Origin of the sequence: Tranquillimonas rosea (genome assembly GCF_900111315.1) — a bacterium.
GTDB lineage: Bacteria > Pseudomonadota > Alphaproteobacteria > Rhodobacterales > Rhodobacteraceae > Tranquillimonas > Tranquillimonas rosea.
The window spans coordinates 1-13,536 of record NZ_FOGU01000006.1 but is presented as its reverse complement, the minus strand read 5'-3'; the positions used below and the strand labels follow the sequence as shown (position 1 = coordinate 13,536).

The 13,536-nt window shown below is 69.0% G+C and carries 13 protein-coding genes; 6 read left to right on the top strand and 7 right to left on the bottom strand.

Annotation, left to right across the window (positions count from 1 at the left end; all coding sequences use genetic code 11):
• Window positions 1–16 precede the first annotated feature (16 nt).
• On the top strand, window positions 17–949 hold the full coding sequence (locus BMZ25_RS11060) for an ABC transporter permease (RefSeq protein ID WP_092693525.1): 933 nt from the start codon (window positions 17–19) through the stop codon (window positions 947–949).
• A gap of 99 nt (window positions 950–1,048) precedes the next feature.
• Window positions 1,049–2,089 carry a glycine betaine/L-proline ABC transporter substrate-binding protein ProX gene (proX, locus tag BMZ25_RS11055; protein ID WP_092693523.1) on the top strand — a complete coding sequence of 347 codons (1,041 nt, stop codon included), beginning with the start codon at window positions 1,049–1,051 and terminating at the stop codon, window positions 2,087–2,089.
• An 87-nt stretch (window positions 2,090–2,176) separates the two neighbouring features.
• Here the strand turns inward: proX and BMZ25_RS11050 are convergent, their stop codons facing one another.
• The 5 genes from BMZ25_RS11050 to BMZ25_RS11030 all read right to left on the bottom strand — a co-directional run bounded on the left by BMZ25_RS11050 (window position 2,177) and on the right by BMZ25_RS11030 (window position 6,557).
• Window positions 2,177–2,581: a DUF6636 domain-containing protein gene (locus tag BMZ25_RS11050; RefSeq protein WP_092693521.1), complete on the bottom strand. Its 405-nt coding sequence runs from the start codon at window positions 2,579–2,581 to the stop codon at window positions 2,177–2,179.
• Between the two features lie 91 nt (window positions 2,582–2,672).
• Window positions 2,673–3,665, bottom strand: coding sequence for an adenosine deaminase (locus tag BMZ25_RS11045; RefSeq protein WP_092693519.1), 993 nt, complete (start codon window positions 3,663–3,665; stop codon window positions 2,673–2,675).
• On the bottom strand, window positions 3,662–4,855 hold the full coding sequence (locus BMZ25_RS11040) for a phosphopentomutase (RefSeq protein WP_092693517.1): 1,194 nt from the start codon (window positions 4,853–4,855) through the stop codon (window positions 3,662–3,664). Before BMZ25_RS11040 ends, BMZ25_RS11045 begins: the two co-directional genes overlap by 4 nt.
• Window positions 4,856–4,858: 3 nt before the next feature.
• The gene (locus BMZ25_RS11035) at window positions 4,859–6,166 is read right to left on the bottom strand and encodes a thymidine phosphorylase (RefSeq protein ID WP_092693514.1); all 1,308 of its coding nucleotides are present in this window, start codon (window positions 6,164–6,166) and stop codon (window positions 4,859–4,861) included.
• Between the two features lies 1 nt (window position 6,167).
• A complete protein-coding gene (locus tag BMZ25_RS11030; RefSeq protein ID WP_092693511.1) occupies window positions 6,168–6,557 on the bottom strand; it encodes a cytidine deaminase in 390 nt (129 codons plus the stop codon).
• A 116-nt stretch (window positions 6,558–6,673) separates the two neighbouring features.
• On the opposite strand from BMZ25_RS11030, the gene BMZ25_RS11025 reads away from it, so the two are divergent.
• The 4 genes from BMZ25_RS11025 to BMZ25_RS11010 all read left to right on the top strand — a co-directional run bounded on the left by BMZ25_RS11025 (window position 6,674) and on the right by BMZ25_RS11010 (window position 11,780).
• Window positions 6,674–6,898, top strand: coding sequence for a DUF3072 domain-containing protein (locus BMZ25_RS11025; RefSeq protein WP_092693508.1), 225 nt, complete (start codon window positions 6,674–6,676; stop codon window positions 6,896–6,898).
• Between the two features lie 91 nt (window positions 6,899–6,989).
• The gene (locus BMZ25_RS11020) at window positions 6,990–7,211 is read left to right on the top strand and encodes a DUF3072 domain-containing protein (protein WP_092693506.1); all 222 of its coding nucleotides are present in this window, start codon (window positions 6,990–6,992) and stop codon (window positions 7,209–7,211) included.
• A gap of 61 nt (window positions 7,212–7,272) precedes the next feature.
• Complete coding sequence (locus BMZ25_RS11015) at window positions 7,273–9,555, top strand: NADP-dependent malic enzyme (RefSeq protein WP_092693504.1); 2,283 nt, start codon at window positions 7,273–7,275, stop codon at window positions 9,553–9,555.
• Between the two features lie 332 nt (window positions 9,556–9,887).
• Window positions 9,888–11,780, top strand: coding sequence for a propionyl-CoA synthetase (locus BMZ25_RS11010; protein WP_092693502.1), 1,893 nt, complete (start codon window positions 9,888–9,890; stop codon window positions 11,778–11,780).
• Window positions 11,781–11,792: 12 nt separating this feature from the next.
• Here BMZ25_RS11010 and BMZ25_RS11005 read toward each other — a convergent pair whose 3' ends face one another.
• Together BMZ25_RS11005 and BMZ25_RS11000 are read right to left on the bottom strand one after the other, a co-directional pair.
• The gene (locus BMZ25_RS11005) at window positions 11,793–12,476 is read right to left on the bottom strand and encodes a DUF4396 domain-containing protein (RefSeq protein ID WP_092693500.1); all 684 of its coding nucleotides are present in this window, start codon (window positions 12,474–12,476) and stop codon (window positions 11,793–11,795) included.
• Between the two features lie 51 nt (window positions 12,477–12,527).
• On the bottom strand, window positions 12,528–13,289 hold the full coding sequence (locus tag BMZ25_RS11000; RefSeq protein WP_092693496.1) for an NAD kinase: 762 nt from the start codon (window positions 13,287–13,289) through the stop codon (window positions 12,528–12,530).
• Between the last annotated feature and the right edge of the window lie 247 nt (window positions 13,290–13,536).

The following is a 13,536-nucleotide window of genomic DNA, read 5'->3' as shown; positions in this document are numbered from 1 at the left end:
ACGGAGGATTCTGAACATGTGGAGCCCCTCCGACATCTATGAAATGCCGTTCGGCGACTGGGTCGATTTCGCCGTCAAGGACTGGCTCGTTCCGAACTTCCGGCCGGTGTTCCAGTCGATCCGCATCCCCGTCGAGTGGGTGCTCGACGGGCTGGACGGCTTTCTGAACTTCGTGCCGATGGTGGTGTTCACCGTCGTGCTGGTGGCGATCGCCTGGCGGGCCGCGGGACGCGGGCTGGCGATCTTCAGCATCGTGTCGCTGATCTTCCTCGACCTGATCGGGGTGTGGTCCGAGACGATGACGACACTGGCGATGGTGACGACGGCCGTCTTCTTCTGCGCGCTCTTCGGCGTGCCGCTGGGGGTCATGGCCGCGCGCAGCGACCGGTTCCTCAAGGTGCTGCGCCCGGTCCTCGACGTGATGCAGACGATCCCGCCCTTCGTCTACCTCGTGCCGATCGTGATGCTGTTCGGCGTCGGCACCGTGCCGGGCGTGATCGCCACGTTCATCTTCGCATTGCCGCCGATCACCCGCCTGACGAACCTGGGCATCCGTAGCGTGCGGGAGGATCTGGTCGAGGCGTCCTACGCCTTCGGCTCGACCCCGCGTCAGGTGCTGTGGGAGGTCCAGATCCCGCTCGCCATGCGCACCATCATGGCCGGCCTGAACCAGACGCTGATGATGTCGCTTTCGATGGCCGTCATCGCGGCGCTGATCGGCGCCGGCGGCCTGGGCCTGACCGTCAACACCGGTCTCGGCCGGCTCGACGTGGGGCTCGCGACCGAGGGTGGCATCGGCATCGTGATCCTGGCGATCATCCTGGACCGCATCACGCAGTCCTTCGCCGAGCGGCGCAGCAGCACCTCGCCTTCGCTGACCGGCATCCTGCGATCCCTCTTCAGTTCCGGAAAGCCGGCAAGGCCGGCCGCCGACAAGCAGGCGGCCTGACGGCCCCGGACCTGTCGCCGCGATGGCCCCCAGGGGCCGTCGCCTCGCCTCTCCGCGTCATGAGGACCGGAGAAGACAATGATAAACGGGAGACGAAACATGACCGCTCCGAACCTATTCACCAAGCTGTCCGGCGCGACCGCCCTGGCCGCGCTGATGACCGTGCCCGCCTTCGCGCAGGACTCGCAGCCCGGTGAGGGAACGACGATCCAGATGGCGCAGCCCACCTGGGACACCGGCTACTTCTACACGCAGATCTACAAGCAGGCGCTCGAAGAGCTCGGCTATTCCGTCGAGGGCCCGGTCGCGCTCGACAACCCGATCTTCTACCAGGCCGTCGCCCAGGGCGATCAGGACCTGTGGGTCGATGGCTGGTTCCCGCTGCACAACACCTACGAGTCCACCTTCCAGAACGGCGCCGAAAAGGTCGGCACCGTGGCCGAGGGCGGCGCGCTGGAAGGCTACCTCGTGTCGGCTGACGCGCAGGAAGAGTTCGACATCCAGTCGCTCGAGGACTTCAAGCGTGACGAGGTCAAGGAAGCCTTCGACCGCAACGGCGACGGCAAGGCCGACATGGTAGCCTGCCCGCCGGGTTGGGGCTGCGAGGTCAACATCAGCCACCACATGGAAGCCTACGGTCTCGAGGATCACATCAACCTCGTGAAGGCCGGCTATTCCGCCTCGATGGCCGACGCCGTCGCCGCCGAGGAACAGGGCAACCCGATCTTCTTCTACACCTGGACCCCGAACTGGACCGTCAACGTCCTGAAGCCGGGTGAAGACGTGATGTGGATCGAGGTGCCCGAGGTCGACCTGCCGGAAGACATGGCCGATCTCGAGGACGCCGCGACGATGGACGGCGTGGAAGGCTGCGTTGCCGATCCGTGCACGCTGGGCTTCCCGGCCAACGACATCGTGCCGGTCGCCAATACCGAGTTCCTCGAGGCGAACCCGGCCGCGCGCGCGCTTCTCGAAGAGGCCTCGGTGCCGCTCGAGGACGTGTTCGAGCAGAACGCCAAGATGTATGACGGCGAGAACGAGCCGTCCGACATCGAGCAGCACGCCGCGACCTGGATCGAGAACAACCGCGACACCGTCGACGGCTGGCTCGAGGCCGCGCGCAGCGCCGCCGAGCAGTAAGACTGCTCCGGGCCCGAGCGGCCCGAAAGAAGTCATCCGAAGCCCCCGCGCCCGGCGCGGGGGCTTTTTCATGCGCGGGTCATGCCCTCAGAACACGGTCTGCCGGGCGCGCGAGAGAAAGAAGCCGTGGCCGTCGAGGTTGCGGCATTCCAGCCCCTCCCGGGACGAGTGGCAGGTGAAGCCGCCGAACTCCCCCGTCACGCCGTAATCCGCCCGGTCGAACCCGCCGCGACCGGCGTTCACCGGCGCGCAACTCATCCGCACCGGCCCCCGGTCGTACATGAGGAACGTGTGTCCCCAATCACTGGTGCACCCGGCCGGCCGGGCCGCGGCCGGGGGGCCGTGCCGCTCGATGATGGTACATTCGAGGTCCGAGCTGTCGTGGCCCATGCCGACGACGCACTGGATGTTCTCCGACGGGGTCTCGAACGTCCAGACATCGGCGGCGGCGGGCGTGGCGCATCCCAGCGCCAGGAGAAGGGCAATACGCATCGTGCAATTCCTCGAGAGAGAATACCGCGGCATCCTAGCGCCGATACACACTGCCCGTCACGTTGGCCAAAGGGCGGAGCCGGGCGCCTGCCTAGTCCCCGCCGTCCGAAATCCGCTTCATCAGCGCCGTGCGGGTCGCCTCGTCGCAGAACGCCGCCTGCGCCGCGTTACGCTCGACCTCGGCGAACACGGTCTCGTCCCAGTCGAAGGTCTCCGCCAGCCGGTCGTATTCGTGCCGCATCGAGGTGTGGAAAAACGGCGGATCGTCGGTCGAAACGGTGACCTTCACGCCCTTCGCGCGCAACGCTTCGATCGGATGGCGGCGCCAGTCGCGGTAGACGCCGAGCGCCACGTTCGAGCCCGGACACACCTCCAGCGTGACCCCGTCCTCGGCCAGACGCTCGACCAACGCGGGATCCTCGATCGCGTGGACGCCGTGGCCGATCCGGGCGACCCGGAGATCGGCCAGCGCCTCGCGCACGCTCTGCGCCCCGCCCCACTCGCCGGCATGGGCCGTCAGCCGCAGCCCGGCCTCCCGCGCGCAATCGAAAGCCCAGGCGAAATCGCCGGGGCGATAGGCGTTCTCGTCGCCGGCGATTCCAAAACCGGTCAGCCAGTCATCCGCCGTCTCGGCGGCGCAGCGCGCCGTCTGGCGGGCGGCGTCGGGGCCGAAATGCCGAATACAGGTCACGATGCCGCGCATCACGATGCCATCCTGCCGCTCGGCCTCGTCCGCGGCGTCCCGGATGGCGGCGAGGTAGTCGCGCCACGCCGACAGGTCGCGCCCGCCGCAGAAATCCGGCGACAGGAACGCCTCGGTATAGATCACCCCGTTGGCCGCGCTTTCCGCCAGCACCGCGCGGGTGAGGCGCCGGAAATCCTCCGGCGTTCTCAGCACCGACACCACGGCCTCGTAGAGCCTGAGGAACCCGAGAAAATCGTCGTAATGGTAGTGCCCGCGCGCGTCGAACACGCCCGAGAGATCGACACGCTTCTCGCGCGCCATGTCGCGGATCAGGCCGGGCGGCGCCGCCCCTTCGAGATGCAGGTGCAGTTCCAGCTTCGGACGTTCGGCGAGGCTCATAGCAGGCTCCGCCCCGGCCCGGCCGGATCGAGACCCAGGTGGTCTGCCACCGTCGCGGCGACATCGGCAAAGGCGCAGAGACCCACCGCCCCCGGCGCCACGCCGTGCATCAGCACCGGCACCCTCTCGCGGGTATGCTCGGTGCCGCGGTAGGTCGGATCGTTACCGTGATCGGCCGTCAGCAGCAGCAGGTCGCCGGGCTGCAGACCCGCCATCACGCGGGGCAGTTGCGCGTCGAACCATTCGAGCTGCCGGGCATAGCCCGTCGGATCGCGCCGGTGGCCCCAGTTGGTGTCGAACTCGACGAAGTTGGCGAAGGTCAGGCTGCCTTCGTCGGCGTCGGTCACGCGGGCCTGCAGGGCCTCCATCAGCTCGGCATCGGTCCCCTTGGCCACGGTGTCGATGCCCCGCATCGAGAAGATGTCGCCGATCTTGCCGATCGCGTTGACCTGCCGTCCGGCGACCTGCGCCCAGTCGCACAGCGTGGGCGACGGCGGCGCGATGGCGAAATCCCTGCGGTTCGACGTGCGGCGATAGCTGCCCTCGTCCCCCACGAAGGGCCGCGCGATCACCCGTCCCACGCGCATCCCGTGCAGGAGCGGCGCGAGATCCTGGCAGAGCCGCAGCAGGCGCTCGAGCCCGAACGTCTCTTCGTGCGCGGCGATCTGGAACACGCTGTCGGCCGAGGTATAGCAGATCGGCCAGCCGGTGCGGACGTGCTCGGTCCCGAGCCGCTCGATGATCTCGGTGCCCGAGGCGTGGCAGTCGCCCAGGATGCCGTCGGTGCCCGCCGCCGTGCAGACCGCCTCGCGCACCTCCGGCGGGAACGCGGGATGGGTGTCGGGGAAATAGGTCCAGTCCCACGGCACCGGCACACCCGCCAGTTCCCAGTGGCCCGACGGCGTGTCCTTGCCGGGGGAAACCTCGGTCGCGGCGCCCCACCGGCCCGTGGGCGCGACGCCGAGGCCCGGCGCGGTCACGCCCGAGGCCAGCTCGATCGCGCGGCCCAGACCCAGCGCATCCATGTTCGGCAGCGACAGGGGCCCCTCGCGGCCCTCGTCGGCGCGTCCTGCGGCGCAGGTCTCTGCGATGTGGGCCAGCGTGTTCGCACCGGCATCGCCGAACGCGGCGGCATCGGGGGCGCCGCCGCAACCGACGGAATCGAGCACGACGAGAAAGGCGCGCGGCATGGCTCAGAGGCTCCTCAGGATCAGCGGGCGCCGCTCGGGCGCGGTATCGCCCAACGTAATCGCCGCCTGCACGGCGTCGATGGCCCGCGCCGCGGCGTCATCATTGGCGGCATGCACCAGCGCCAGCGGCGCGCCGGGGCCCACCCGATCGCCAAGCTGCGCCACCCGGCTGAGCCCGACGGACGGATCGACGCGGTCGCCATCGCGCATGCGCCCGCCGCCCAGCCGCACGACGGCCATTCCAAGCGCCCGCCCGTCCATCGCCGTGACGACGCCTTCCGGCGCCGGCACCTCGTACACGACCGGCGCGCGGGGCAGCCGGTCGCGCCAGTGCTCGACGAAATCCACCGGCCCGCCGAGCGCGGCAGTCATCTGGCCGAACAGCTCGGCCGCCTGCCCGTTCTCCAGCACCTCGCGCAGCCGCCCCTCGCCCTCTTCGCGTGACGCGACCATGCCGCAGAGCGTCAGCAGCCGCCCGCCAAGCGCGACGGTGAGGTCCGCCAGCCGCTCCAGGCCCGGCGGAATCGGTCCGGCAAGCAGGCGCATGATCTCGGCCACCTCCAGCGCGTTGCCCAGCGACGGGGCGAGCGGCGCGTCCATGTCCGAGATCAGCGCCGCCGCGGGGCAGCCGGCGCCCCGCGCGGTCGAGACCAGAGCCGAGGCCAGCGCCTCGGCCTCTCCCGCAGACGCCATGAACGCCCCGGACCCGACCTTCACGTCGAGCACAAGCGCCTCCAGCCCGGCGGCCAGTTTCTTCGACAGGATAGACGCGGTGATCAGGTCGACGCTTTCGACCGTGGCGGTGACGTCGCGCACCGCATAGAGCCGCCGGTCCGCCGGGGCGAGATCGCCCGTGGCCGACACGATGGCACAGCCCAAGTCGCCGACGATGGCGCGGAAGCGCTCTTCGCTCACCTCGGTCGAGAGGCCGGGGATCGCCTCGAGCTTGTCGAGCGTCCCGCCGGTATGGCCCAGCCCCCGCCCCGAGATCATCGGGACATGGGCGCCGCAGGCCGCCAGCATCGGTGCCAGCGCCAGCGACACGCAGTCGCCGATGCCCCCGGTGGAATGCTTGTCGACCACCGGCCCCGGCAGGTCCCAGCTCAGTCGGTCGCCGCTGTCGCGCATCGCGAGGGTCAGCGCGACACGGCCCGCGTCGTCCAGGCCCGTGCGGCACAGGCCCATGGCGAAGGCGCCCGCCTGCGCGTCCGAAACGCGGCCGTCGGCAAGCGCCGAGGCGAACCAGGCCAGCCCCTCGGACGAGGGCGGCCGGCCGGCGCGCAGATCGGACAGGACCGTCCGGGCGTCCATCTCAGCCGTCCATGTGGTCGGCGCCGAACGCCCCGGGAAGAAGGTCGCGCACGGTCAGCGTCTGGCGCCCCCCGCGGGTGGTGGCCATCGTGACGCGGACGTCGGGAGCGGCAAACTCGGCCAGCTTCTGCCGGCATCCGCCGCAGGGCGGGACGGGCGACGGTGAATCCGCGATGACGGCGACCTCTTCGATACGGGTATCGCCGGCGGCGATCATCGCCGCGATGGCGCCCGCCTCGGCGCAGGTGCCCTCGGGGTAGGCGATGTTCTCGACGTTGCAGCCCACATGCACTGCCCCGCCGTCGGCCCGCAGCGCGGCGCCCACCTTGAACCCGGAATACGGCGCATGGGCGTTCTCGCGTACCCGCGTCGCGGCCTCGATCAGATCCATTCGCGTCCCTCCTGTGGCGGCCATCGTGGCGCGGCCCGCGGGCCGACGCAAGGCGCCCCGCGCGGGGAACCCGGTCGCGCCGCCGTTCGTTTTCGGACGACAAAGGAGACCCTCCCATGAGCCGCAACACAAACAGCCCCAAGGCCGCAGACGCCACGCCGCTGTCGGCCGTCACCACCGTCGGCACCCACGGCGACGACCCGATGACCGAGAAGCAGGCCGCGATCCTGCGCGCGCTGTCGGACGAAGCCGGAGAGCCGTTCGATGCCAGCCTCGACCGGCAGCAGGCCGAGGACCGCATCGCCTATCTGCGCGAGGAGACCGGGCGGGCGGAGGAGTGACGATCACGCACAGGTGACCGGACTCAGAAGAGACCTTGGAACCGTGTCTGCTCTCGGAACATTTAGAGAACAAATGAACCGGAGACCGACCATGACCGACGCGTTCGACCAACCGAAGACCGACACTCCCAGCAACGCCGACAAGCCCGTCGGCCAATGGACGACGGGCGACGAGGCGATGACCGGCGCGCAGGCGTCCTACCTCAAGACATTGTGCGAAGAGGCGGGAGAGACCTTCGACCCCGACCTCTCCAAGGCGGACGCCTCGCGCCGCATCGACGAATTGCGCAGCGCGACCGGCCGCGACGGCTGAGCCCCCTTCCCGGCCGTGCCGCCATCCGCTATCGCTGCCCCGACGACAGGCGGAGGACAGCATGGACGGCAGCAAGGGCAAAGACGGGTTCAGGCAGGCGGCGCTCGACTATCACCGGTACCCGCGACCCGGAAAGCTCGAGATCCGCGCGACCAAACCAATGGCGAACGGGCGCGACCTGGCGCGGGCCTATTCGCCCGGCGTCGCCGAGGCCTGCCTCGAGATCAAGGAAAGCCCCGACACCGCCCGCGACTACACCGCCCGCGGCAACCTCGTGGCCGTCGTGTCGAACGGCTCGGCGGTGCTGGGGCTGGGCAATATCGGGGCGCTCGCCTCGAAGCCGGTGATGGAGGGCAAGGCCGTCCTCTTCAAGAAGTTCGCCAGCATCGACTGCTTCGACCTCGAGCTGAACGAATCCGACCCCGAGAAGCTGGCCGACATCGTCTGCTCGCTCGAGCCAACCTTCGGCGCGATCAATCTCGAGGACATCAAGGCGCCCGAGTGCTTCATCGTCGAGAAGCTGTGCCGCGAGCGGATGAACATCCCCGTCTTCCACGACGACCAGCACGGCACCGCCATCGTGGTGGGCGCCGCGGCGACCAACGCTCTGGAGGTTGCCGGCAAGCGGTTCGACGACATCAAGGTCGTCTCGACCGGTGGCGGCGCGGCGGGGATCGCCTGTCTCGATCTGCTGGTGAAGCTCGGCGTCAAGCGCGAGAATGTCTATCTCTGCGACATCGACGGGCTGGTCCACGAGGGACGTGAGGACGGCATGACGCCGCAGAAGGCGGCCTTCGCCCAGCCCGGCGGCCCGCGGGAACTGGCGGACGTGGTCGAGGGGGCGGACCTGTTCCTCGGCCTGTCGGGCCCCCGCGTGCTGAAGCCCGAGCTGGTCGAGAAGATGGCGGACGACCCGATCATCTTCGCCCTCGCCAATCCCGAGCCCGAGATCATGCCCGACCTCGCCCGCGAGGTCGCGCCGGGCGCCATCATCGCGACCGGGCGGTCGGACTATCCGAACCAGGTCAACAACGTCCTGTGCTTTCCTTTCATCTTCCGCGGCGCGCTGGATGTCGGCGCGACCGAGATCAACGACGAGATGAAGATCGCCTGCATCGAGGGCATCGCCGCGCTGGCCCGCGCCACCACCAGCGCCGAGGCCGCCGCCGCCTACCAGGGCGAGCAGCTGACCTTCGGCCGTGACTACCTGATCCCCAAGCCCTTCGACCCGCGCCTGATGGGCGTCGTCGCCACCGCCGTCGCCAAGGCCGCGATGGATACCGGCGTCGCCAGCCGGCCGATCGAGGACATGGAGGCCTACAAGCGGCAGCTCGACGGTTCGGTCTTCCGCTCGGCCCTGATCATGCGGCCCGTGTTCGAGGCGGCGGCGACCACCGTGCGCCGCATCGTCTTTGCCGAGGGCGAGGACGAGCGTGTGCTGCACGCCGCGCAGGCGATGATCGAGGAGACGACCGACCGGCCGATCCTGATCGGGCGTCCCGACGTGATCGAAACGCGCGCCACCCGCGCCGGCATCCCGCTGAAGCCCGGCACCGACGTCGAGATCGTCAATCCCGAGAGCGACCCGCGCTACTACGATTACTGGACCACCTATCACAAGATCATGGCCCGCCGCGGCGTCACCCCCGATCTCGCCAAGGCGATCATGCGCACAAACACCACTGCCATCGGTGCCGTGATGGTCCAGCGGGGCGAAGCCGACAGCATGATCTGCGGCACCTTCGGGCAGTATCTCTGGCACCTGAACTACGTCCAGCAGGTACTCGGCACGGACCAGCTGCACCCGGTGGGTGCACTGTCGCTGATGATCCTCGAGGACGGCCCGCTCTTCATCGCGGACACGCATGTCCATCCCCAGCCCGAGCCGCAGCAGATCGCCGAGACGGTGATCGCCGCCGCGCGCCATGTCGGGCGCTTCGGGCTGGAGCCGAAGATCGCGCTCTGCTCGCACTCGCAGTTCGGCAATCTCGACTGCGACACCGGCCGGCGGATGCGCGGGGCGCTCGACATCCTCGACTCGGCGCCGCGGGACTTTTCCTACGAGGGCGAGATGCACGCCGACGCGGCGCTCGACGCCGAGCTGCGGGCGCGGATCTTCCCCGACAGCCGCCTGAACGGGGCCGCGAACGTGGTGGTCTTTGCCAACACCGACGCCGCATCCGGCGTGCGTAACATCCTCAAGATGAAGGCGCGCGGGCTTGAGGTCGGACCGATCCTGATGGGGATGGGCAACCGCGCGCATATCGTGACCTCGTCGATCACCGCGCGGGGGCTGTTGAACATGTCGGCGCTCGCCGGGACGCCGGTGGCGCACTACGGCTGAGGCCGGACGCCGCCGCACGAGGGATCGAACGCGGCGGCGCCGGGGTCTACTTGCGTTCCGTCATGCTGGTCACCGTCGCCGGCTTCGGCTTGGATTTCACGGCCTTCGGCTTCTTCTTCGGGTTCTTGTCACCCATGACAGCAGACCTCCTCCGCGGACGGGCGGGCATCGCCCCGCCCTGCTCCATCTGACAACGCGAAGCGCCCCGCCGCCCGCCGGTCTCCGACATCGAGGTCGCAATCGGCCGTCGGGCGATCTCGTTTGCGCAAACGTGTTGCCCCGCGCGGCCGACCCTGCCTAGATCGCCAGCGAGGAGAGACAGGGAGGATACGATGGCATACCGCGACGTGTACGGGGCGTGGCAGAGCGACCCCGACGGCTGGTGGATGGAACAGGCCGACGCCATCGACTGGGTGCGCAAACCCTCGAAGGCCCTGTTCGACGATCACCCCCCGATGTACGAGTGGTTCTCGGACGGCCTCGTGAACACCTGCTACAACGCCGTCGATCGCCACGTCGAGGCCGGGCGCGGCCAGCAGGCGGCGATCATCTACGACAGCCCCGTCACCGACAACAAGGCGAGGATCACCTATGCCGAGCTGCAGCAGAAGGTCGCCCGCCTTGCCGGGGCGCTGGCCAGCCGCGGCGTCACCAAGGGCGACCGCATCATCGTCTACATGCCGATGGTGCCCGAAGCGCTGGTCGCCATGCTGGCCTGCACCCGCATCGGCGCGATCCACTCGGTCGTGTTCGGCGGCTTCGCCAGCCACGAGCTTGCCACGCGGATCGACGATGCGCGGCCCAAGGCGGTGATCGCCGGCTCCTGCGGGATCGAACCCGCGCGGACGGTGGCCTACAAGCCCCTGCTTGACGCCGCCATCGACGAGGCGCATCACAAGCCCGAGTTCTGCATCATCTTCCAGCGCGAACAGCTGACCGCCGACTTGGTGCCGGGCCGCGACGTCGACTGGCACGAGGCGCAAGATAAAGCCCCGCCCGCCGACTGCGTCGCGGTCGAGGGCAACCACCCGGTCTACGTGCTCTACACCTCGGGCACGACCGGGCAGCCCAAGGGCGTGGTCCGGGCGACCGGCGGCCATCTCGTCGCGCTCTACTGGACGATGAAGAACGTCTACGACGTGGACCCCGGCGACGTGTTCTGGGCGGCCTCTGACGTGGGCTGGGTCGTCGGGCACAGCTACATCTGCTATGCGCCGCTGCTGCACGGCAACACCACCGTCGTGTTCGAGGGAAAGCCCGTCGGCACCCCCGATCCCGGCACCTTCTGGCGCGTCATCGAAGAGCACAACGTCCGGTCGTTCTTCACCGCGCCCACCGCCTTCCGCGCGATCAAGCGCGAGGATCCCGAGGGCGAATACATCCGCAAGCACGACCTCTCGTGCCTCCGCGCGCTCTACCTCGCGGGCGAGCGCGCCGATCCCGACACGGTCAATTGGGCGGCGGAGAAGCTGGGCGTGCCGGTGATCGACCACTGGTGGCAGACCGAGACGGGCTGGCCCGTCGTCACCAACCCGATGGGCATCGAGAAACTGCCGGTCAAGATCGGCAGCCCGACGGTGCCGTTGCCGGGATACGATCTGCGGATCCTCGACCATGACGGCAACGAGCTTGAGCCCGGCCATCTCGGGTCGATCGTGATCAAGCTGCCGCTTCCGCCGGGCACCCTGCCGACGCTCTGGAACGCCGAGGACCGTTTCCGAAAATCGTATCTCGACCACTTCCCCGGCTACTACGAGACCGGCGACGCGGGCTATATCGACGAGGACGGGTATCTGTGGATCATGGCCCGCACCGACGACGTCATCAACGTCGCGGGCCACCGCCTGTCCACCGGCGCGATGGAAGAGGTTCTGGCCGACCACCCGGACGTCGCCGAATGTGCGGTCATCGGCGTCGCGGACGAGTTGAAGGGCCAGTTGCCCATGGGCTTCATCTGTCTCACCAAGGGCGTCGACAGGTCCCACGACGAGATCGTGACGGAATGTGCCGCTATGGTGCGCGACCGGATCGGCCCGGTGGCCGCCTACCGCATGACGCTGGTGGTGGACCGGTTGCCCAAGACGCGGTCGGGCAAGATCCTGCGGCGCACGATGATCTCGATCGCCGACGGGGTGGAGTTCAAGCTGCCGGCGACGATCGACGACCCCGCCATCATCGACGAGATCGCGGACCGCCTGAAAACGCTGGGCTATCCCCGCGCGTGACGATCGTGGCGGTCACGCATGGGCGTGGCCGCCGCCGTGGTCATGGTGGGTGTTGCGCGGGTCCATCATGCCTTCCTTCACGCCCTTGGCGATCAGCAGGATGTTGACCGGATAGGCCGCGACGAGGCCGCAGGTCAGCGACACGATCAACGACGACCAGAACAGCACGTCGCCCATCCCGGCATCGCCCGAAAGCCACAGGTCGATGCCGATGGCCACGACCTCCATGATGGTGATCGAGGGCGTCTCGGCGATCACTGCGTCCTTGACCGCGGTGCGCATGTCGGTGCCGCCCTGCACCATCGGCCCCACGGTCAGCGCAAAACCGGCGACATAGGCCATAGTGAAGGTGATCAGCGCCACCCAGAGATTGCCGAGCGCCAGCAGGCCCGCTGCGATGACGAGGCCCGCGACCTCGCCCATGCCGCAGCCGGAATAGCAGTGCGCGACCGACCGGAAGGCCCGGCGATACAGGCCATCCTCCGCGATCTCCTTGCGTCCGCAGGTGACGTAGATCAGGAGGCCCACCGGACCGGAATAGAGCACGGTCAGACACCAGACGAGCTGCATCAGCGGCATCAGGTGGCTGTTGCGCACCCGCAGGTCGCGGATCGTCCAGATCAAGCACGGCAGCATCAGCGCCGCCCAGACGATCAGGAACCACGGGCTCGACAGTATCGCGGTCAGTGTCTCCATGCCTGTGCAATGAAAGGCGCGCGGATTGGTTCCTGACGCCCCAGCGGCGGATCAGACGAACTGCTCGCGCGTCAGGCGTTCCTCCAGCCCGTGTCCGGGATCGAACAGGATGCGGTGTCCCACGGCCGGCTCCGAGCGGATCTCGACCCACACGACCTCGCGCACCGACTGGCCGCTGTCGGCGTCGGCCATGACCGGGCGCTTGTCGGGCTCCATCACGTCGAACCGGACGACGGCGTCCTTCGGCAGCAGCGCGCCGCGCCAGCGCCGGGGCCGGAACGCAGACATCGCGGTCAGGGCCAGAACTTCGGCCTCGATCGGCAGGATCGGGCCGTGGGCCGAGTAGTTGTAGGCGGTCGAGCCCGCCGGCGTCGCCACCAGCGCCCCGTCGCAGACCAGCTCGGCCATGCGCACCCGGCCGTCGACGCTGATCCGCAGCTTCGCCGCCTGCGGGCCCGCGCGCAGCAGCGACACCTCGTTGATCGCCAGTCCCTCGTGCACCTGGCCGTCACGATGCTCGGCCCGCATCGCCAGCGGGTTGATGACCGCCTCCTCGGCGGCGGCGAGGCGTTTGTCGAGCCCGTCGTCGGAATACTCGTTCATCAGGAAACCGATCGTGCCGCAATTCATGCCATAGACCGGCGCGTCGAGATGCATCGTCGTGTGCAGCGTGTGCAGCATGAAGCCGTCGCCGCCGAGGGCGACGATCACCTCGGCCTCCTCGGGGGCGACATCGCCGTAGCGATGCGCGAGCCGGGCCTTCGCCGTCTGCGCGATTTCGGCCCGGCTGGCGGTAAAGGCGATCTGGCGCATCGGCGGCGTCCCTTCGTCGTCCCGTCGCGGCCCAGCCTTGGCCGCGTTGGCGCCGAATGACAAGCGCCGCCGTCGCCCCCGCGCCCCGGCGAGCCGCTTTGAGGCTTTTGCACCGCGTCCCGTGGGGGTAAACCCGTGTCATCCTCGACCAGGGAGACGCCCCGATGAACGCCCCGCACCGCGACACCGGTTTCTTCACCGAGCGGCTCGAGAGCCGCGACCCCGAGATTTACGCGGCGATGCAGAA